Consider the following 19,295-nt stretch of genomic DNA (forward strand, 5'->3'; position numbering starts at 1 on the left):
CAGGGGAATCAGGCTTTCAACTGGCGCAGGCCGTCGGCCAGCATCCAGAGGGCGCGATTGAGGCGCACATCGGAATCAATGCCCTGCACCGGGCGGGTCTGCTGGCGGCGTCCGTTGGCGCTGCGCCCATGCAAACCGCCTTTGGTCAGGTTCTCTTGGGTGCGGTTGAACACGCTCCACAAGTCCGGGCGGCGGTCGTCGAACCTACGCGGCATCAGGATTTGCGATTCGGTGATGGGTGCGGGCTTGTCCGGGTCGTCGTACTTGAGCGACAGCGCGGCGCGGGCGAACACTTCGGCCTCGCCTTCGTCCAGCGTGATGGCCTGCATGGATTCGCGGGATTCCAGCGCACGGTCAAAACCGTGCAGTACCTGATAGGCACCTTCGATCACTTGCCCGGCCACGTCGCCCTTATGCGGCACGCGCACATCGGCCACGGTATCGCCGCAAACAAGGCCATTGCTGCACACGAAACGGAACATTCCGGCCAGCATCTGGTAGCTGCTGGTGCCGTCGTGCGAGTTCAGCAGGATGATTTCGTTGGCTTCGCCTCGGGCGTTGATCTGGCTGGCGTGGCGCAGCCGGATCATGTGCTTGGTGTAGTCGCGCCGGTCTTCGTGGCGGGTGCGGGTCTGCGTCACCATGAAGGGCTGAAACCCTTCCTTGCGCAGTTCGGTCAGCACCGTGGCGGTGGGGATATAGGCGTACCGCTGGGAACGGCTTTCGTGGGGCGCTTCCGCAAAGATGGATGGGGCCACGCGGTAAATCTGGTCATCGGAAAGCGGGGAATCGCTGCGCAGTACCGGGGAACGGGAAGCGAAACGGGATGCAAGCATGGTCTTTCTCCTGACGAAAAGGGTTTGCTGTTCAAACCGCACACCGGATTCCTAGATTCGGAGCCCAGCCTTTCGGCTGTTCGGTGCGGTTGGCACGAGGAACCCGGTTGGCCCTGTTGCCACCGTCTTTCCTGAGTTCATCGCCCGCGACGGTCAGGAGCCCACGGACGTGGGCCATCAAGGAGAAAAGCGGCAGGTAGGTGCGGCCCGCAGGCGCAGCCGAGGACACGGCCTGACGCGCCTTGATGGCACGCGGCCACGGGCTACAGTCGCGAGCAAGGTGATGGAGTCAGGAGAGACGGCTGGACATGGCAACGGCCGCCGCGATGTGCAGACCGCACGCAAGCGAAGCGCGCAGGCCCGAAGCTGGAAGCCGGGCCGTAGGCGTCAAGGATGTGGAAGGCTGGCGAACGCCAGTCCCGTCAGGGATGAGCGAATAGCGAACCTGGAGCAGCGCGGTCCGCGAAGCGGAGACGCAATTCGCTTATTATCTAATTGTGACAATGGAAGCTTTGCGTAACTGAACGATTAGCTATTGGAGGGCTCAGGTGACTGATGATATGGATGAAGAATATCCAGCGACCGCCGCGTCAACGTGGAGCGGATACGTCTATCAAGGAAAAATTGCGCTCTATCACTGTCTCAGCCTAATCAATCAAGGCGATGTGGACTTCGAACTCCAGCTAGACAGCAGTGACGATTTTGCAGTCTACAAAAACAACATTTTGGTAAGCGCTCACCAAGTAAAAGCCAAGATCGGGAAATACCGCAGCGGATACATCGAGGCTCTGGAGAAATCGTCAACCATTGAATTTGATCGAGCCAAGGGAGTTGCACGTTACTTCCACGTTTCCATTAAATTAGATGATGCTAGCGCGTACAAAGGAAAAAATGGAGAGGTCGTTCAGTTCTACTGCTATGGAAATAATAAGCATTGCGGCTTGGGCGAAATCGAAGGTTTAACGAAAGACGTTATTAGGCAGATATGCGATAGTAGATCTATTGCGCTTAGCGATGACCTCTTGAACTACAATTACTGCCTTCTTTCCGAAAAGATAAGCGCCAGGGCTGTAGAAATACATCGTTTAGTGCAAAACGATCGAATAAAAGCCAACAAGGCAGCCTATGAAAGCCGGATTACTGCACAAAGCCTCCTGGATGAAATACTCCTAAAGAATCCATATGACAGTACGGAGTACTTCGCTGTTGACCTTAAGGCGAGGCTCTGTAGCCATTTGGAAGACCGACTAGACCAAGCCTTGCCAAGCATAAGTGATGCATCCTATGCCAGGGCTCGCCGCCTCTTTGAGCATATTCGCACAACAGATGCTTGCGAGTTAAAGTCACTCTGCCAGTTAATGAAACCATCCGAGCGGTTTTCATCCATTCAGAAAGTGGATATAAGAAGATATTCAGGACTGATTGAGGCTATGAGCATTGATCCAATCCTAAGGCAGTTTCCTCACTACTTGGATGTTGACAACAAGTTTTATCTGCCGACCGCCCTTGATCTGCCATCACCCGAAGATAACGAAGGTTGCACTTCAGATTTATTGAGTGAAATGGAGAGCAACGAGAATCTCCTCAAACTTCTTTTTGAGTACAACCATCTCATTGCAAGTAGATCCACTTCGACCTTTACCATTAATACAAAATATACGAATTCTGATGACCTGACCGACCTAACAGTTAAGGATCACATTGATAGCAATATCACAAAGGCATTATGCCTGAGCATAATTACCAAGGAAGATGCGGAGGCTCGAATTAATGATAAATGGCATAATCAATGAGGCATTGCTCGCTCACGGATTCAAACAGGAGAGCGAGAATGATCTGACGGGATTCTATGTGCGCGAATCAGGCGCTGCAATCAGATTTGCAATTTTGCATAAATTGAATGAACTCCCCACTCCTTCCGAGTTAAATGCGGCAGTCAATCAATCTGTGCCAGCCTCCTTTCTCGCACATCCTGCTTTTAAAAAAAATTGCGATCTCATCTGCATACATCATCTAAATAAATTGGCAGAATTCAAAAGCCACGAGGAGCAAATATTTGCAATCGAAGAAGACCCTCATTTCTTCAAAAAGTATATTCTTTATTATAGCGACACTGAAGAAGCTGCGATTCAAAAATATTCATACGCCGACCTTGTTAAAACCATCTCAGACAAGAGTCAATTTAGTAACTATAAAAATGATCCACTAGCAGCTACGCAGTACAGCGTGGCGGCAAAAATTTTCATAAAGCTTCCATTTCTCGAACTACCGTTCACTCGAAGAGAACTTGTTTCCTTGCGTCTGCAGGCGAGCGAATCAGTCGCAGAGGAAGGTCTAGACAAAACATATGCGGTTATCCAAAAATTTACCGCAAATGGCATGGATGAATTGATCAGGGAGCTAATTAATGATGAGCTGGAAAATAACGCGGGTTGAAGTTTCAAGCTTCAAAGCTTTTAAGCACATTCGGCTGGATTTAGGTTCTTCATCCCTGCTAACCCTCGACGGGCCGAATGGGTATGGAAAGACCAGTGTTTTCGACGCACTTGAGCTTTTGCTGACCGGGCAGATAAAGCGAATTCATAATCTTTTCTCCACGCTGATGACAGCGAATAAAAAAAATTATGATGACAGTCTTTTTTGGAATACTAGGGCCGGAAAAAAAGATCTATCAATTAAAGTTGAGTTCATAAGTGGTGACCGAAAGTTAGTTCTATCGAGGCACGCAACGATCAAGGAACTGGAAACCAAAGCAAACAACCGAGCAGACAAGTTTCAGCATTTCTTTCTATATGAGCTGCCCGATTTCGAATCCGAAGCTTACACGGACGTCAACAAGCGAACCAACGACTTCCTCGATCAAACTTTCGGCAATAATTTCAGAGAGAATTTTTCATTTCTTAATTATCTCGAGCAAGGCCAGAACAAGTTACTCCATACACGGGTAGATGAGCGCAAGGATGCTCTTGGCAACCTATTCAATATTAGCGACATCGCCGCAGAAATTGATAACTGTCGCTCGATGTCAACTAGACTCACGAAGTTCATAGGCGATGAAGCCCGGAAATCCAAGGAAGACACGCTAAAAGCCGAATGCAATGCCTTGCGTGAAATGGTTCAAGCAAATCTCGGCAGTGTTCAATATAAAAAAATATCTAATGTTGATCCCGAACCAGCTTGGGACAGAGAAATACCATTTCCCACTTATGATGCCGGCACTCATGCCCAATATAGTGAATCGTTGCGCAAACTGAGCGAAATGCTCCCCCATAAAGCAGCCGTTCGCATAAGGATCGACAATGAAGCTGTTGAAGCTGACATCAAATTGCATGGGGAATCTCTAGGTGGCCTAGCAAGATTAGGTACGGATATAAGCAAGCTAGAAGAGCTTGACAATGTAAAAACAGAGATCGACAAGCTTGCGCAAGCCACGGCCATCATCAAAAAGGGGGCATCGGCTATTTCTGCAGAGCAAGCTCGTACGCTACCAGGATGGCAAGTAGGTCGGCTGAAGTGGTTTGAGGAGCAAATCGCGACACGCGATCAGCTCCAAATAAAGAACACTGCCAATGAAAGCGTCGCCGCTGAACTCTCTCGTCTGAAACAGCAGCTCGTCGAAGAGCACGCCAAGATTTATCCTGAGGATGAGGCCTGTCCCCTTTGTGGTAGCGACTGGAAATCTCACGCCGCTATGCTTGAAGCTATTGGGGAAAGATCCCAGAAGATCAGCGATGCACTCAGCAAGGATGGTAGAGATTTTGTTTCGCTAATCACCTCGATGAGTAGCGAACTCTCAGCTATTCAAATCCACATCCAAGGCCGCGATGCGATCCTAAAGCCTGTGTACAACGATGCGGTTCATAAAGCATTGATAGCAGTTAGATCCCGCCTGCCCACGATCCAGCAGCTAGGTGAACGACTTCGATCTGAGGGCATCTTTATTAACTTTGGGTTCAGTGACGAAGAAACAGTCGTAGCGGCACGTCTCGAAGGTCTAAGAAATTCGATGCTGGCCAAACAAAAAGTCGAGACCGTAGATCTACCAGACGATTGGCGCCAGACTATCAGAGAAGTCTTTAAGGACTTTCAAGATTTCTATATCTTCAACTCTCAGGAGTTGAAAGATAAAGAGCTCTATATAAAAATCAAGGCTAATGAAGCTCAAAGTAACAGACTTCAGCAGTGTCTTGATGATCTTCAAGAACTTCAACGAGAGAACGAGGCAGCTAACAAAGCAAAAGATAAAGTGATCAAGCTGCGCACCACGCTAGAGAAGGCGGAACAAAGGTATGCTGATCAAACCATCTCAGAAATCGAGCTCATTTTTCACATTTACAGTGGGCGACTCATCCAAAACTATCAACGAGGCCTCGGTCTTTTTATTGAAAGTAGGGATGGTAAACAACTGCGGTTCTTAACGGCTGAAAAATCCGACCACGATGCAGTAATGTCCATGAGTACAGGCCAAGTGTCGGCCCTTAGCCTTGCTTTCTTCCTGTCCCTCAATAAGGTCTACGCTGATGTTCCATTAATCCTTATAGATGACCCGTCTCAGTCTCTAGATGATGTAAATATTGCCTCCTTAACCGATTTGCTTCGTTGTGAGCTGAATCATTGCCAGCTCATCGTATCCTCCCACGAGGAGGATATATCAGCATACATGCGATATCGTTTTGATCGTGCCGGTTTGACGACGACATCTCTGCACATGCAGAGATTAGCAAAAGAGGCGTCTTAACAGGGACGACACTTGTTGATTAAACAGTACGTAAGAATCAACAAGCTTGCACAATTCTTTTTTGTGGGGAAGCCGAGTGCATAGGCTTGGCGTGCATCTTTTTGAAGTCTTCAGCAATTTTCTGAGGCTGGTTGCCCTCCCATCCTCGCGGGCGAGTTGATAGTAAATATGACACGGATAATGCAATAGCTATGACAGAATCAATTAATGCGACATTTCATTATCGCTGCGTTTATGCAGTCGAAGGAGTCATTGATCCTGACCCGGGATTGAACCATCAACTACTGCAAAACGAAAACGTTGAGGTGCGAATTCTCGGGTCAAGCGCTTATGAACAACTAGTCGAGGTGATTATTTCCCAACTGGAACAAAAAGGAAAGGAAGATTCAGGCGAACGAGCGAGAAAGAAACTTGAGCTTCGTCGAAACAGCTTGATCCATCAGGCGGGCCGCCGCGCTATAGTTTGCGTTGAATCAAGTCTACCTGCCGATGTTATCAAAAATTATCATGAAGATAATTCTGAGCTTCCGGCTTATACAAAATCCCCGCTAAAACAAAATGCTGAACGCGCCTTTAAGGTGACCTCAGCAGCAATCACATTAGCAAGAGGGAGTCATCTCTCCAGGAATTATGATTTTATTAATGAGCAGTATTACATCAGAGATCATCAGTCCAGGGTAATCTGCTGGCTGCATCCCACTTCAGTCTCCGATATAGGCCCGATGTCGGAACTGAATATTGCTGAGATCCATGTTGCTGAAAAATTGGCGTCCACACTCTATGGCGATTCAGAAATAACAAAAATACTCGACCTCTACTCAGATTCTCTAACGCCATACAAGAGCGGCCATCTCTACGCGTTTATCGCTGCATGGACTGCACTGGAGATGTTCATTGCTAAGCAATTTAAAGAAATTCAATCGAGCATAACCATAAGCATCAATGGCGCTGAAGCGAATAAGGAATTCTCTGATCGCATGATTTCCGTCATGACGGATAAGTATCGCTTGGTAGACAAGTTTTCTGCTTTATCTGGCTATTACGGCGATACGAATGCGGATAAGGACTTGGAAGAATTAAAGAGTATAAAGAAGATTAGAGATGACTTCTTCCATACAATGAAAGGAGATGTAGCAGATTTGCCATTAAATCGGATCAGGCTATTGATTTCAAAGTATCTTCAGATCTATTTTGAACGAAATCACGATGAATTTGTTTTTCAGAGAGCTTCTGAAGCATAAGTGGTCAGAATGCTGAGCCAGATTGCCGCCCACGAATTGCGCGGCACGCTGGGCTCAGCTTATTCGGCCGCTAGGACTTCTCGCTAGACTGTCGCTGCTCGATCTGCAAACGCGCCCGCTCGGTCGCCTGCTGCAGCTTCTCGCCCAGCACTGCTCGCGGCGGCAAGCTGGTCAGGTACTCGGCGACGTGGATGCCTGACTTGTCCAGTTCCAGCAATTCGATCTGTTCGCGCTTCTTGCCAGTGCAAAGGATGATCCCCAGCGGCGAGGCTTCTTCCGGCTCCCGCTCGTGCTTGTCCAGCCAGCGCAAGTAAAGCTCCATCTGTCCCTTGTAGACTGCCTTGAACTCGCCGATCTTCAATTCCACCGCCACCAGCCGCCGCAGCTTGCGGTTGTAGAACAGCAGGTCAAGGTGGAAATCCTCGTCGTCGATCTGGAGGCGCTTCTGCCGGGCGACGAAGCAGAAGCCCGCACCCAGTTCCAGCAAGAAGGCTTCCATTTCGCGAATGATGGCCGCCTCCAGATCGCTTTCCTGCCAGCTATCCCGCAAACCCAGGAAGTCGAGGATATACGGGTCGCGCATGACCAGTGCCGGCGTCATACGCTGCGCATCGCGCAGTGCTGCCAGTTCCTGCGCGATGGTTTCCTCTGGTTTCTGAGACAGCGCTGTGCGTTCGTACAGCATCGAGTCGATGCGCTCGCGTAGCGTCCGCACGCTCCAGCGCTCGGTGCTCGCCATCTGAGCGTAATAGTCCCGCTGAAGGGGGTCTTTCAGCGGCAGCAAGGCCACGAAATGCGACCAGCTCAATTGTCGTGACAGTGTCACGACAATTGGCTCCTGGGGGTAAGTGGCCGCGAACTGCACCATTCGGCGCAGGTTCTTGTCCGCGAAGCTGCGCCCGTAGTCGCGGACAAGCTGCTCGGCCAGGGACGGCAGGATCTCCTCGCCGTACTCGGCACGCTGTCCAGCCAGCACCTCCGTATGGATGCGCTGGCCTATGCGCCAGAACAGCAAGGTCAGCTCCGCATTGACCGTCGAGGCGACGCGCTGGCGCGATGCTTCGATCAGTGCCCGAATGTCGCCCAGCAGCACCTCCGGCGCTGCTGGGGGAGAGTTGGCAACCTTGCGCCTCCTCATGCTGTCACCTCCGCAGGCAATTGCATGGCACCGGTGATCGCTTTGCGCCGGTTCGCCACCAACTCGGCGGCCTCCCGCACGGGCTTGTCTTCGGTGTGGACGTAGCGCATAAACATCGCCACGGTCTTGTGCGCCGTCAGCGCCATACCGACCTTCACCGGGATGCCAGAATTGGCAATATCCGTCGCCGAACGGTGACGGATGCCGTGCGTGCCCACATGCGTCACGCCTGCAGCTTTGAGAGTACGGCTCCAACCGTTGTAATACTCGCCGTCGGTCAAATGCCGATCAGGGTGACGCGGAGACGGTAATACATGGGGCGTCGTAGCATTGCGAGCCGCCGTCGAAAGAAGCCGATAGGCTTCTTCGCTCATGGGCTTGGACATACCGCCTGTCTTGCTGTCAGGCCACACCACCCGCCGGTTTTCCAGATCAATCCAATCCCATTGGAGTGAGACGATCTCAGAAAGGCGAGCGGCAAACTCGAATTGCAGGCGGATGGCCAACGGGATCACAGCATGGTCCAGCCCTTCCGCCTCCAATTGGTCAAGGTAGCGAAACAACTTGCCCATTTCCTCGTCGCTGATGAGGTGAGTCGCCTTGCCATTCGGGTACATGGGTACATGGCGACATGGGTTGGTGCCGTCAGGACGATAGCCCCATACCTCGGCCAAGTTGAACATCTTGCGCATCACGCTGAACGTGCGGTTCGCATCGGCGGGCTTGTGCGCCATCTTCTTCATCATCGAAGCCACGTCAGGCCGCTTCAGATCCTGCACCTTCATGCGGCCAAGCATTGGGATGATGTTGCGATCAATGACGCTCTGGTAGCCTTCCTGCGTGCTCGGCTTGTTGCGCTGGCTGGAGTAATCCTCCATGAACTTGATGCACAGTTCCTTGACCGTGGGAGCCTGACGCGCCGCAGCCTTCTCTGCAGCAGGGTCGCCACCTCGGCGCACTTGCGCCAGCCACTCCTGCGCCAGCGACCGGGCCTGTTCGACGGTCAGTTCCCCGTACAGACCCAGGGCGGGTTTGCGCCGCTCTCCGGCGTTCGTGCGGTACTGGAGCATGAACACCTTGCGGCCTGCCGGGGTGATCTTGCACAGGAAGCCAGGAACCAGGGTATCGCGCAGTTCGACTGGCTGCGCCTGGGCTTGTGCCGCATCGACTGCGGACTTGGTGAGTTTGATTTTCGCCATGATGACTCCTCGGAAAGCCCGGTTTCCAGGAGCCTGTTGGGAGCCAAGCGGGTGGAAGCCGGGTCAAGTTTCAGAAAGCACCGGCATATGATGAAACCGCCTAAGTTATTGATAAACCTGCTGTATCAGACTATGGCGTAGTCCAGCGAAGTTCGGTGCTGGAGTCATGGTGAAATAAAAAAGAGCTGCCTCCGGGCAGCTCTTTGCATTGGGGTGCCAGGTGCTCAATCCAGCAAGTCGGAGTAGTCGCCCTTGTCGTAGCCTTCGATGGCCTTCCAGGGCTGGGCCAGCGGGGCGGGCAGCTTGCTGGCGGTGACCACGATGCGCTCGGTGCCGTGGGAGTCGCTGCGTTCCACGCGCCGGGCGAACTGGTTGGCCACGTCCCAGTCGATGACGGTGGTCTGCTCGCCTGCCGTGCCGCGGTAGCGCTGCACGCCGTTGTGCGGCTTGCCCACGCGCTCCATGCCTTGCAGCGCGGTGGGAGGCACGATCCAGTAGACGTTGTCGAAGGAGCCGCCGTAGCCCACGTTGCCGTGGTGGGCCAGGTCCACGCTGATGACGCGGCGCAGCTTGGCCAGGATGACTTCCACGCCGACCTTGCCGTCATCGGCGCGGCGGATGGACAGGGGTGCGGCGCGGGCCTCGTCGTGGGCATGGCCGGCGTGCGGGCCGTGGGCATGGTCGTGGCCGTGGTCCTGGCTCTGGCGCAGGGCGGCGGGCATTTCGCGCTCTATCCACAGCCGGGCCTTGCGGCGGTAGACGCGGTTGGTATAGACGCTGCTGCGCTGCACGCCGTCGCTGCCCACGCTCATGGCTTCATAGGTAATGCGCAGGTCGGCTTCGGGCGTGGCCTGCACGGCCGCCGTGGTGCGGGCCACGGAGTCGGTGGCGGCTGCAGTTGCGGGTAGGGCCGTGGGTGCGGTCGCAGGTGCATTTGCAGGCGCAGTCGCAGGCGCGGACTTGGCGGGTTCGGCAGCCCATGCCGCGGTGACGGAGCAGGCCAGCAGCGCGGCGGCGAGGAGGTGGCGCGCCGCGTGCGGCGTAGAGATGGAAGACGTCATGGAATCCAGCCAATGCGAAAAAACCGGGGCCGGGCACACGCATGTGCCACGGCTCCGGCCAGGGGTTGGCAAGCAGCCAACGAAGGAGGAAACAATTACAGGCCAGCGGCTTCGCGGACCTTGGAGAACACCTTGGTGTTGTCCATCGTGCCCTTGAAGATCCTGGCGCCCGCGCCGCCGGCGAACAGCATCACATCGCCGCCGCCATGGGTCTCGGAGCCCGGCGTGCCCAGGTTCAGGCCGACTTCCTGCAGGTAGTTGTCGTCCGTGGTGTCCAGGTTGCTGATGTCTTGGCGCTCCGTGCCGCGAATCGGAGCGATCCAGGGCTTGTTGCCATCTTCGGCATTGACCTGGCTGGAGGCCGTGGCGTTGGGACGTCCGCCGTTGCCGAAGGCCAGCGTGGTGTAGGGCTTGCCGTCCTGGGCCTTGGCCATCTGGCCGCTCTGGTAGTCCTGCACCTTGCCCAGGATGGGGTTGCCGATCCTGGAGTAGCCGTTGAACACCATGTTGTGGTCGTGATCGGCGGTGACGACGATCAGCGTGTTCTTCAGGCCCGGGTCCTTCTTTTCCATGTAGGCCATGGCGGTCTCGATGGCGCGGTCGAAGGCCAGCGTGTCTTCCAGCGCGCGCTTGGCATTGGTGCCGTGCAGTGCGTGGTCGATGCGGCCGCCTTCCACCATCAGGAAGAAGCCCTTGTCATTGCGGCTGAGCACGTCCAGCGCCTTGCCGGTCATGTCGGCCAGGCTGGGCTCATCCAGCTTTTGCTTGACGCGGTCCAGCTCGTAGGCCATTTCGCTTTGCGTGAACAGGCCCAGCAGCTTGGGGGCCTTGGTCGCGTCCAGGGCCGACAGCTCGCTGCCCTTGGCGACATAGGCGTAGCCCTTGGCCTTCATCATGTCCACGAGGTTGGCCGTGTCCGTGCGCTTGCTGCTGGGGTTGACCGACTTGGGCAGGTAGTTGCGCTGGCCGCCACCCATGAGCACGTCGATGCCGTCGCCCAGCTTGGCGTTGTAGTTGGCATGGCCGGGCACGGACTGCTCGGCAATGCTGTTGTAGCCGTTGCGGTTGCAGATGTGGGCGTAGGTGGCAGCCGGCGTCGCATGGCCCACGCGCGTGGTGGAGATGGCGCCCACGGCGCGGCCCTTGGCCTTGGACAGCTCCAGCAGGGTCTGCGCGGGCTGGCCGTTGCCGGCCGGGCAGGTGGTGTCCTCGCCGTTGATGTACTGCTGGCCGTTGGCCGCATAGGCCAGGGTCTCGGCCGACATGGAGATGACTTCGTTGTTCATCTTCACGCCGGTCATGTAGGCCGCCATCGAAGGCGCGCTATCCGTGGTCTGGCCATCGCGCGAGAAGGTCTTGATGCGGCTGGCGTAGGGCAGGGACTGCATGGTCAGCGTGGCGCGCTCGCTGCTGGCCAGTGACGTGGGATTGGCAGCCAGCTGCTTCTCACCCTTGTAGATGCGCGCGGCGGTCACGGTGACCGGGCCCATGCCGTCGCCGAGGAAGAAGATGACGTTCTTGGCCTCGCCGGCCGCATGGGCGGCAGGTGCCAGCAGCGCCAGCGCGCCGGCCGCAGCCAGGGCGAGGGAGGTCTTTTGGAGGATCGGATGCATGTGGAATTCCTTGAGTGCCTTGATTGCAGCGTGCGGCATCACAAGCCGATGCTCTTCTTGATCAGCGTGAAGACGGTGGTGTTGTCGATCACGCCCGAGAACGTATCGGCACCCATGCCTTGCGCGCCCAGGAACACGTCGCCGCCGCCGTGGGTTTCGGAGGCCAGGGGCACCACGGCCTCCTGCAGGTAGTCGGGGCTTTCCAGCGAGGCCGCGTCGATGGGACCACGCGTGGCCAGGCGCCTGGGACCGTTGCCGAAGCCCAGGATGGTGTAGGGATTGCCGTCCACATCGGTGGAGGCCTTGCCGTCCACGTAGTTCTTGACCAGGCCCAGCACGCCGGGCTTGCCGGCCTCGGTCTTGCCGGTGCGCGCGGCATAGCCGTTCAGGTGCAGCGTGTGGTCATGGTCGGCCGTGACGACGATCAGCGTGTTCTTCAGGCCCGGATCGAGCTTGGCCATCTTGTCCAGCGCGGTCTGGATGGCGTTGTCGAAGGCCACGGTGTCCTGCAGCGCGCGGCGCGCGTTGGTGGCGTGCAGCGCATGGTCGATGCGGCCGCCTTCCACCATCAGGAAGAAGCCCTTCTTCTTGGCCGACAGTGCGTCGATGGCCTTGCCCGTCATCTCGGCCAGGCTCGGTTCCTTGGTCGCATCGCGGTCCAGGTCATAGGCCATGTGGTCCTTGGTGAACAGGCCGGCGATCTTGCTGCCGTCCACGGGCAGCTTGTCGAACTCGCTCTTGTTGGCGGCGTAGCTGTACTTTTGCGTCTTGAACTCGGCGACCAGGTTGCGGCTGTCGTTGCGGCGGCCGCCGTCGGCCTTGGGCGTGAAGTAGTAGGAACCGCCACCCAGGATCACGTCCACGCCGTCGCCGAGCTTGCTGTTGTAGCCGGAGCCGCCGGGCACCAGGGCCGCGGCAATGGTGTTCTCCGCATCGCGGTGGCAGACGTGCGAATAGGTGGTTGCCGGCGTGGCATGCGTGATGCGCGCGGTGGAGACCACGCCCGTGCCGTAGCCGGCGGACTTCATCTGCTCGAGCAGCGTGGGAACGGCCTGGCCGTTGCCGCTGGGGCAGGTGCTGTCGTAGTTGGTGTGATAGGCCTTGCCCGCAGCGTCCGTGGCCTTGGTGTCCGGCGTCATGGAGATGACTTCGTTGTTCATCTTCACGCCGGTCATGTAGGCGGCCATCGAGGGCGCGCTGTCCGTCACCTGGGCGTCGTTCGAGAAGGTATGGACGAAGGCCGTCTCGGGCAGCTTGTCCATGGTCAGCTCACCGTCTTCGCCCACGCTGTAGATGCGTGCGGCCGTCATGGTGGTGATGCCCATGCCATCGCCCAGGAAGAACAGCACGTTCTTGGTCGGAGCGGCTGCGGACGAACCGTCGCTGCCGCCACAGGCGCTCAACAGCAGCGAGGCACCAGCCAGCGCGCTGCACAACATCTTCAATTTCATGCGGATATCCCTCTGTAGGCAGGGGACCCCGCAGCACGGCCGCGCCCTCCCCCTGTTGATTGACCCGTGCACTGTAGGAGCGGCCTGTGACGAGCCCGTGACAGCAAGGCAGCAGCGGCAGGCGTATCGTTGCGGGGATGCGCTGCCAGCCGGGGAGCACCCGGCCACCCGCGCGACTGAACAAGGAACCCCATGGACCAGAAAGCCCAAGCCCCGATCGCCTCGCACGCCACGGATGCGCCGCCCAAGCCGGTGCTCGACTACCCGTTCGAGGCGCCACCGCAGCGCGGGCAGACGCTGGAGGTGGCACCCGGCGTGCTCTGGATACGCATGCCCCTGCCCTATGCGCTGGACCACATCAATCTCTGGGCCATCGATGACGGCGAGGGCTGGGCCATCGTCGATACGGGTGCGCGCACCGACGAAGGCGTGGCCACCTGGCGCGCGCTGTTCTCCCAATCCACCGATGGCCGCTCGCTGACGCGCGTGCTGGTCACCCACATGCACCCCGACCATGTGGGCCTGGCCGGCTGGCTGACGCGCAAGTTCCATGTGCCGCTGTACATGACGCGCCTGGAGTACCTCAACTGCCGCGTCGTGGTTTCGGACTGCAGCCGCGAGGCGCCGCCCGACGCCATCGCCTTCTACCGCCGCGCCGGCTGGAGCGAGGGCGCACTGGAGTCCTACCGCGCCCGCTTCGGCAACTTCGGCAAGCACATCCACGCCCTGCCCGACAGCTACCGCCGCCTGCGCGATGGCGAGGAACTGCACATAGGAAAACACCTGTGGCGCGTGGTGGTCGGCAGCGGCCACTCGCCCGAGCACGCCAGCCTCTACTGCCCCGATCTCAAGCTGCTGATCTCGGGCGACCAGGTGCTGCCGCGCATCTCGTCCAACGTCTCGGTCCATGCCATGGAACCCGACGCCAACCCCATGGCCGACTGGATGGAGTCTCTGGAAAAGGTCAGGCGCGAAGTGCCCGACGATGTGCTCGTCCTGCCCGCGCATGGCGATTGCTTTCGGGGCCTGCATGCACGGATCGATTCACTGGCGGCAGGCCAGGAACGCGCCAACGCCCGCTTGCTGGCCGCACTGGCCGAACCGCGTCGCGCCGTCGATGTCTTCGGCGCACTGTTCTCACGCCCCATCAGCGAATCCAGCCCCGCCCTGCTGGGCATGGCCACGGGCGAAAGCCTGGCCTGCCTCAACCACCTGATGCATGCAGGGCAGGTGGAGCGCAGCATCGATGGTGAGGGGATTGCCTGGTACCGGGCGATGCCCGGTGCCGCAGCGATCGGCTAGGAACCGATCAGGCGGGAACGGCCTGTGCGGGGGCCGGCAGATGAGGATAGCGGTGCGCCAGCGTCTGCTCCAGCCCGAACTGCGCCAGCAGGGCATGCAGCCGCTCGGCCGAGCTGCGCTTTTTCTGCCCGGTATGGCGCGCAATGATCAGCTCGTTCTTCATGCTGTGCTCCCAGCCGACCAGCTCGGTCACGGTGACCTGGTAGCCGCAGGCTTCCAGGTACAGGCAACGCAGCACGTTGGTGAGCTGGCTGCCCATTTCACGCGTGTGTATGGGATGGCGCCACAGTTCTGCCAGGGGCGTGCGCGTCAGGCTCAGCGCCTTGGTCTGGCGCAGGCAGGCAGCGACCTCGGCCTGGCAGCAGGGCACCAGCACCATGGCCTTGGCCTTTTTCTCCAGGCCGAAGGCGATGGCGTCGTCGGTGGCGGTGTCGCAGGCGTGCAGGGCCGTGACCACGTCGAATTGCGCAGGCATGAAGTCGGCATGCGTGGATTCGGCCACCGACATGTTGAGAAAGCCCATGCGGTCGAAGCCCAGCTCGGCGGCCAGCTTCTGCGACGCCTCCACCAGCGGCGCGCGCGTCTCTATGCCGTAGATGTGGCCGCGCCCCAGCGGCTTGAAATACAGGTCGTAGAGGATGAAGCCCAGGTAGGACTTGCCGGCACCGTGGTCGGCCAGGGTGACCGCATGGTCGTCGGCCGACAGTTCTTCGAGGATGGGCGCGATGAACTGGTAGAGGTGGTAGACCTGCTTGAGCTTGCGCCGCGAGTCCTGGTTGATCTTGCCTTCGCGCGTGAGGATGTGCAGCGCCTTGAGCAGTTCGATGGACTGGCCGGGCTTGAGGCCCAGCTGCTCGGTCACATCCTGCTCGGGTTTCGCGGCAGGCTTGCCCTGGCGCGCCTTCATTCGGCTGCGCCCTTGGCTGCATGCACCACGGGGCAGCGCGCGCCCACGCCCAGGTCCAGCCAGCCTTCGATGCCGATCTTCTCCAGCGTCTCCATGTTGCGCTCGTAGATGGACTCCGCCTCGGGGAATGCTTCGACCGCCTTGTCTATGCTGTCCTCGCGCAGCAGGTGCAGCGTGGGATAGGGCGAGCGGTTGGTGCAGTTGGTGACGTCGTCCGCTTCGGTGCCCTCGAACTGGAACTGCGGATGGAACGAGGCCACCTGCAGGATGCCTCCCAGGTCCAGTTCCTCGACCATGGCGTCGGCCACTTCGAGGAAGTCGTTGAAATCCAGGAAGTCCTGCAATGCGTGCGGCAGGATCAGCAGCGTGGTGTCGCGCTTGTCGGGCGAAGCCTCGGCCAGGGCTTCCAGCTCGCGGTGCAGGTCCGCCGCCACACCCTCGGCGTCGGTGGCCTGGCTGACCGTGTAGTGGATCTGGCCCTTGATGTGCACGCCCTTGGCGAAGGGACACAGGTTCAGGCCGATCACGGCCTTTTCGAGCCAGTGCACCGTATCCTCGATCACGGTGACAGGCGGAAACTCGGCCGCGCGAATCTCGTGGTTGGTATCGGTCATGGCTGTGCCCTTCAAAAATGCGAACGGGGGCACTGCGCCCCCAGACATTGCGAAACCGTCCAGGAACCCTTCCCTGCCCTGTCACGCAGGGTCCGCATTCTAGCCGCGCCGCCCGGGCGATGCCGGTGCTCGGATTTCTCAGCCCAGCAGGCGCAGGCCTGTCAGCAGCTCATGCTCCCGGGCAGCGTAGCGATCCGTCATCCCGGCGATGAAGTCGGCCACCACCCGCGCACGCGCCGATACATCCTCGGCCAGCATGGCCCGCTGCACGAAACGCGGCTTCATGCGATCGGGCTCCACCATGTAGGCCGCAAACAGCTCGGTCACGACCTGCTGCGCGCCATCCATGGTCTTCATCACCTGTTCATGGCGATAGAGATTGCGGAACAGGAACTGCTTGAGCTGCAGCGACTGCTGCCTCATGGTATCGCTGAAGCCCACCAGGGGGCCAGCCTGTGCGCGCACCTCATCGACCGAACAGGGCCGTGCCTGTGCAATGCGTTGCTGCGTGGCGGCGATCACGTCATAGACCTGGTCGCTGAGCATGCGGCGGATGCTTTCGTACAGCAGGCGCCGCTCGGCCAGGGGCATGCCCAGCTGAGGATGCTCGGCCAGCGTTGCATCGTGATAGCGCGCGAACAAGGGAACGGCCTCGCACAGCTGGGCCATGGTGATCAGGCCGGAGCGCACACCATCGTCCACGTCATGGGCGTTGTAGGCAATGGCATCGGCCAGATTGCACAGCTGGGCCTCCAGCGAAGGCTGCCGGCCCAGCAAAAAACGCTGTGCCACGCCACCGGGCTCCCGCGCCTCCAGGTGTTCGGCATTGGTGCGCGAGCAGTGCTTGAGAATGCCCTCACGCGTCTCGAAGCTCAGGTTGAGCCCGTCAAAGGCCGGATAGCGCTCCTCCAGCCGGTCCACCACGCGCAGGCTTTGCAGGTTGTGCTCGAAGCCGCCATGCGGCTGCATGCAGGCATTGAGCGCGTCCTGGCCCGCATGGCCGAAGGGGGTGTGACCCAGGTCGTGGGCCAGGCAGATGGCTTCGACCAGATCCTCGTCGAGCTGCAGGGACCTGGCGACCGAGCGGCCCAGTTGGGCCACCTCCAGCGAATGCGTCAGCCGCGTGCGGAACAGGTCGCCTTCATGGTTGACGAAGACCTGGGTCTTGTAGACCAGGCGCCGGAAGGCCGAGGAATGCACGATGCGGTCCCGGTCGCGCTGGAAGTCGCTGCGCGTGGGTGCGGGTGCTTCCGCAAAACGCCTACCCCGGCTGAACGCCGGGTTGCAGGCATAGGGGGCCAGGGCCTGTTTCTGCATTCGATCGCCTCATCATGCTGACGAGGCCACTCTAGCAGTTCCTGCTTGGCCCCCGCACTGCGGATCAGGCGCAGCAGGCGTTGATGACCTCGCGCACCAGCGCGTCGGGTGCCGAACGCATGATGGCCTTGCCAGGGCCGTCGATGAGCACGAAGCGGATCTCGCCCGCCTCGGACTTCTTGTCCACGCGCATCAGTTCCAGATAGCGCCCGGCATTGTCGGTTTCGTCCAGGATGGCGCCACGCACGGGCAGGCCCGCACGCGTGACCAGCACACGCAACCTCTGCACAAAGGCCGCATCCACCAGGCCAAGGCGCTGCGACAGCTCGGCCGCCATGACCATGCCGGCGCCCACGCCCTCGCCGTGCAGCCAGTTGCCATAGCCCATGCCGGCTTCGATCGCATGCCCGAAGGTGTGGCCGAAATTGAGAATGGCGCGCAGCCCAGCCTCTTTCTCGTCCTGCCCCACTACCCAGGCCTTGATCTCCACGCTGCGCTTGATGGCATGTGCCAGCGCCGTGCGGTCGCGGGCGAGCAAGGCATCCATGTTCTCCTCCAGCCAGGCCAGGAAGTCCATGTCGGCGATCGGCCCGTACTTGATGACCTCGGCCAGGCCGGCGCTCAGCTCGCGCGCCGGCAACGTGTCCAGAGAGGCCAGGTCGCAAACCACCAGCTGCGGCTGGTAGAAGGCACCGATCATGTTCTTGCCCAGAGGATGGTTGATGGCGGTCTTGCCACCCACCGACGAATCCACCTGCGACAGCAGCGTGGTGGGCACCTGCACGAACGGCACGCCACGCATGTAGCTGGCAGCAGCAAAGCCGGTCATGTCGCCGATGACGCCGCCACCCAGCGCGAACAGCACGGTCTTGCGGTCGCAACCGCCGGACAGCAGGTCGTCAAAGATCAGGTTCAGCGTCTGCCAGTCCTTGTGGGCTTCGCCATCGGGCAGCACCACGGTACGCACGCTGCGGTAGCGCTGTTCCAGCACGCGGCGCAGTGCGGGCTCATAGAGCGGCGCGACCACATCATTGCTGACGATCACGGCCTGGGCCGCAGCAGGCAGGGCGGCATAGGTCGCGGCCTGGTCCAGCAGGCCGGTGCCGATGGTGATCGGATAGGAACGGTCACCCAGGTCTATGGTCACGACCTGGGCGGCAGGCAAGGAGGAAGCGGTGGGCAAGATGGTGTCGCTCCAAGGCAAAAAGAGTGAAAGGAATTGCGCGACACGGCAGCGCGCCCGGCAACCGCCGATCTTAAAGAAAAAGGCCCCGGCAAGTGCCGAGGCCTTTGGCGTTCCAACTGACTGTGCTCAGGCCAGTTCCGCCTGCATGCGTATGCGCTGGGCGGCCTGCGCCACAGACAGACCCGATGTCTGGATCACGAAGTGAGCCGTCTCCAGATAAAGCGGCTCGCGCTGCAGCAGCAGCTCCCGCAGGCGCAGCGCCGGGTCTTCCACCTGCAGCAAGGGCCGCGTCACATCGTTGCGCAGCCGAGCGGCGATGTCCTCCGGCGTGCAGTCCAGATAGAAGACCTGGGTGCGTGCATGCAGATGGCGGCGGTTTTGCTCGCGCAGCACCACGCCGCCGCCCGTGGACAGCAGCAGGCTGGATGTGGAGGCCGACAGCTCGTCAATGACCTGCGACTCCATATCTCGAAAAGCCTGCTCGCCCTCGCGCTCGAAAAACTCCCGGATGCTGCAGCCTATGCGCTGCTCGACCACATGATCCGCATCCACAAAACGCATCGACCACAGGCGCGCCAGCTGGCGCCCTATGGTCGATTTGCCGGAGCCGGGCAGGCCGATCAGGGCCACCCGGGTTACCAAGCCTGAAACATCCATCTGCTGTTACCGCATGGGCCATGGGAAATCGAAAT

The 19,295-nt window shown here is 58.9% G+C and carries 16 protein-coding genes; 5 read left to right on the plus strand and 11 right to left on the minus strand.

The features are described from left to right. Positions 1–8: 8 nt before the first annotated feature. Positions 9–836, minus strand: coding sequence for a DUF932 domain-containing protein (locus A9976_RS13595; protein ID WP_183019693.1), 828 nt, complete (start codon positions 834–836; stop codon positions 9–11). Between the two features lie 548 nt (positions 837–1,384). On the opposite strand from A9976_RS13595, the gene A9976_RS13600 reads away from it, so the two are divergent. The 4 genes from A9976_RS13600 (at position 1,385) to A9976_RS13615 (ending at position 6,815) form a co-directional block, all read left to right on the plus strand. After that, a complete protein-coding gene (locus A9976_RS13600) occupies positions 1,385–2,629 on the plus strand; it encodes an ABC-three component system protein (protein WP_183019438.1) in 1,245 nt (414 codons plus the stop codon). Further along, positions 2,607–3,272 (plus strand): ABC-three component system middle component 1, encoded by a 666-nt coding sequence (locus tag A9976_RS13605; protein WP_183019439.1) that lies wholly within the window; start codon positions 2,607–2,609, stop codon positions 3,270–3,272. Before A9976_RS13600 ends, A9976_RS13605 begins: the two co-directional genes overlap by 23 nt. After that, the gene (locus A9976_RS13610) at positions 3,244–5,574 is read left to right on the plus strand and encodes an AAA family ATPase (protein ID WP_220808642.1); all 2,331 of its coding nucleotides are present in this window, start codon (positions 3,244–3,246) and stop codon (positions 5,572–5,574) included. Before A9976_RS13605 ends, A9976_RS13610 begins: the two co-directional genes overlap by 29 nt. A gap of 191 nt (positions 5,575–5,765) precedes the next feature. After that, the gene (locus A9976_RS13615) at positions 5,766–6,815 is read left to right on the plus strand and encodes a hypothetical protein (protein WP_183019440.1); all 1,050 of its coding nucleotides are present in this window, start codon (positions 5,766–5,768) and stop codon (positions 6,813–6,815) included. Between the two features lie 70 nt (positions 6,816–6,885). On the opposite strand, the gene A9976_RS13620 is transcribed toward A9976_RS13615, so the two are convergent. The 5 genes from A9976_RS13620 to A9976_RS13640 all read right to left on the minus strand — a co-directional run bounded on the left by A9976_RS13620 (position 6,886) and on the right by A9976_RS13640 (position 13,277). Beyond that, on the minus strand, positions 6,886–7,953 hold the full coding sequence (locus A9976_RS13620; protein ID WP_183019441.1) for a YhcG family protein: 1,068 nt from the start codon (positions 7,951–7,953) through the stop codon (positions 6,886–6,888). Beyond that, positions 7,950–9,152 (minus strand): site-specific integrase, encoded by a 1,203-nt coding sequence (locus tag A9976_RS13625; protein WP_183019442.1) that lies wholly within the window; start codon positions 9,150–9,152, stop codon positions 7,950–7,952. Before A9976_RS13625 ends, A9976_RS13620 begins: the two co-directional genes overlap by 4 nt. Positions 9,153–9,376: 224 nt before the next feature. Next, complete coding sequence (locus A9976_RS13630) at positions 9,377–10,213, minus strand: hypothetical protein (protein ID WP_183019443.1); 837 nt, start codon at positions 10,211–10,213, stop codon at positions 9,377–9,379. A 95-nt stretch (positions 10,214–10,308) separates the two neighbouring features. Next, entirely contained in the window at positions 10,309–11,826 is a 1,518-nt protein-coding gene (locus tag A9976_RS13635; protein ID WP_183019444.1) for an alkaline phosphatase, read from the minus strand. 38 nt (positions 11,827–11,864) lie between these two features. Then, a complete protein-coding gene (locus tag A9976_RS13640; protein WP_183019445.1) occupies positions 11,865–13,277 on the minus strand; it encodes an alkaline phosphatase in 1,413 nt (470 codons plus the stop codon). Between the two features lie 192 nt (positions 13,278–13,469). Between A9976_RS13640 and A9976_RS13645 the strand changes: the two genes are divergently transcribed. After that, a complete protein-coding gene (locus tag A9976_RS13645; RefSeq protein ID WP_183019446.1) occupies positions 13,470–14,579 on the plus strand; it encodes an MBL fold metallo-hydrolase in 1,110 nt (369 codons plus the stop codon). A 7-nt stretch (positions 14,580–14,586) separates the two neighbouring features. Here the strand turns inward: A9976_RS13645 and A9976_RS13650 are convergent, their stop codons facing one another. The 5 genes from A9976_RS13650 to A9976_RS13670 all read right to left on the minus strand — a co-directional run bounded on the left by A9976_RS13650 (position 14,587) and on the right by A9976_RS13670 (position 19,260). Continuing rightward, the gene (locus A9976_RS13650) at positions 14,587–15,486 is read right to left on the minus strand and encodes an SAM-dependent methyltransferase (protein ID WP_183019447.1); all 900 of its coding nucleotides are present in this window, start codon (positions 15,484–15,486) and stop codon (positions 14,587–14,589) included. Then, positions 15,483–16,100 carry a DUF1415 domain-containing protein gene (locus A9976_RS13655; RefSeq protein ID WP_183019448.1) on the minus strand — a complete coding sequence of 206 codons (618 nt, stop codon included), beginning with the start codon at positions 16,098–16,100 and terminating at the stop codon, positions 15,483–15,485. Before A9976_RS13655 ends, A9976_RS13650 begins: the two co-directional genes overlap by 4 nt. A gap of 138 nt (positions 16,101–16,238) precedes the next feature. Then, a complete protein-coding gene (locus tag A9976_RS13660; protein WP_183019449.1) occupies positions 16,239–17,417 on the minus strand; it encodes a deoxyguanosinetriphosphate triphosphohydrolase in 1,179 nt (392 codons plus the stop codon). Positions 17,418–17,481: 64 nt separating this feature from the next. Beyond that, positions 17,482–18,600, minus strand: coding sequence for a 3-dehydroquinate synthase (aroB, locus tag A9976_RS13665; RefSeq protein ID WP_183019450.1), 1,119 nt, complete (start codon positions 18,598–18,600; stop codon positions 17,482–17,484). Positions 18,601–18,729: 129 nt separating this feature from the next. After that, a complete protein-coding gene (locus A9976_RS13670; protein WP_183019451.1) occupies positions 18,730–19,260 on the minus strand; it encodes a shikimate kinase in 531 nt (176 codons plus the stop codon). Between the last annotated feature and the right edge of the window lie 35 nt (positions 19,261–19,295).

The organism is Delftia sp. UME58 (assembly GCF_014170385.1).
Classification (GTDB): Bacteria; Pseudomonadota; Gammaproteobacteria; order Burkholderiales; family Burkholderiaceae_C; genus Comamonas; species Comamonas acidovorans.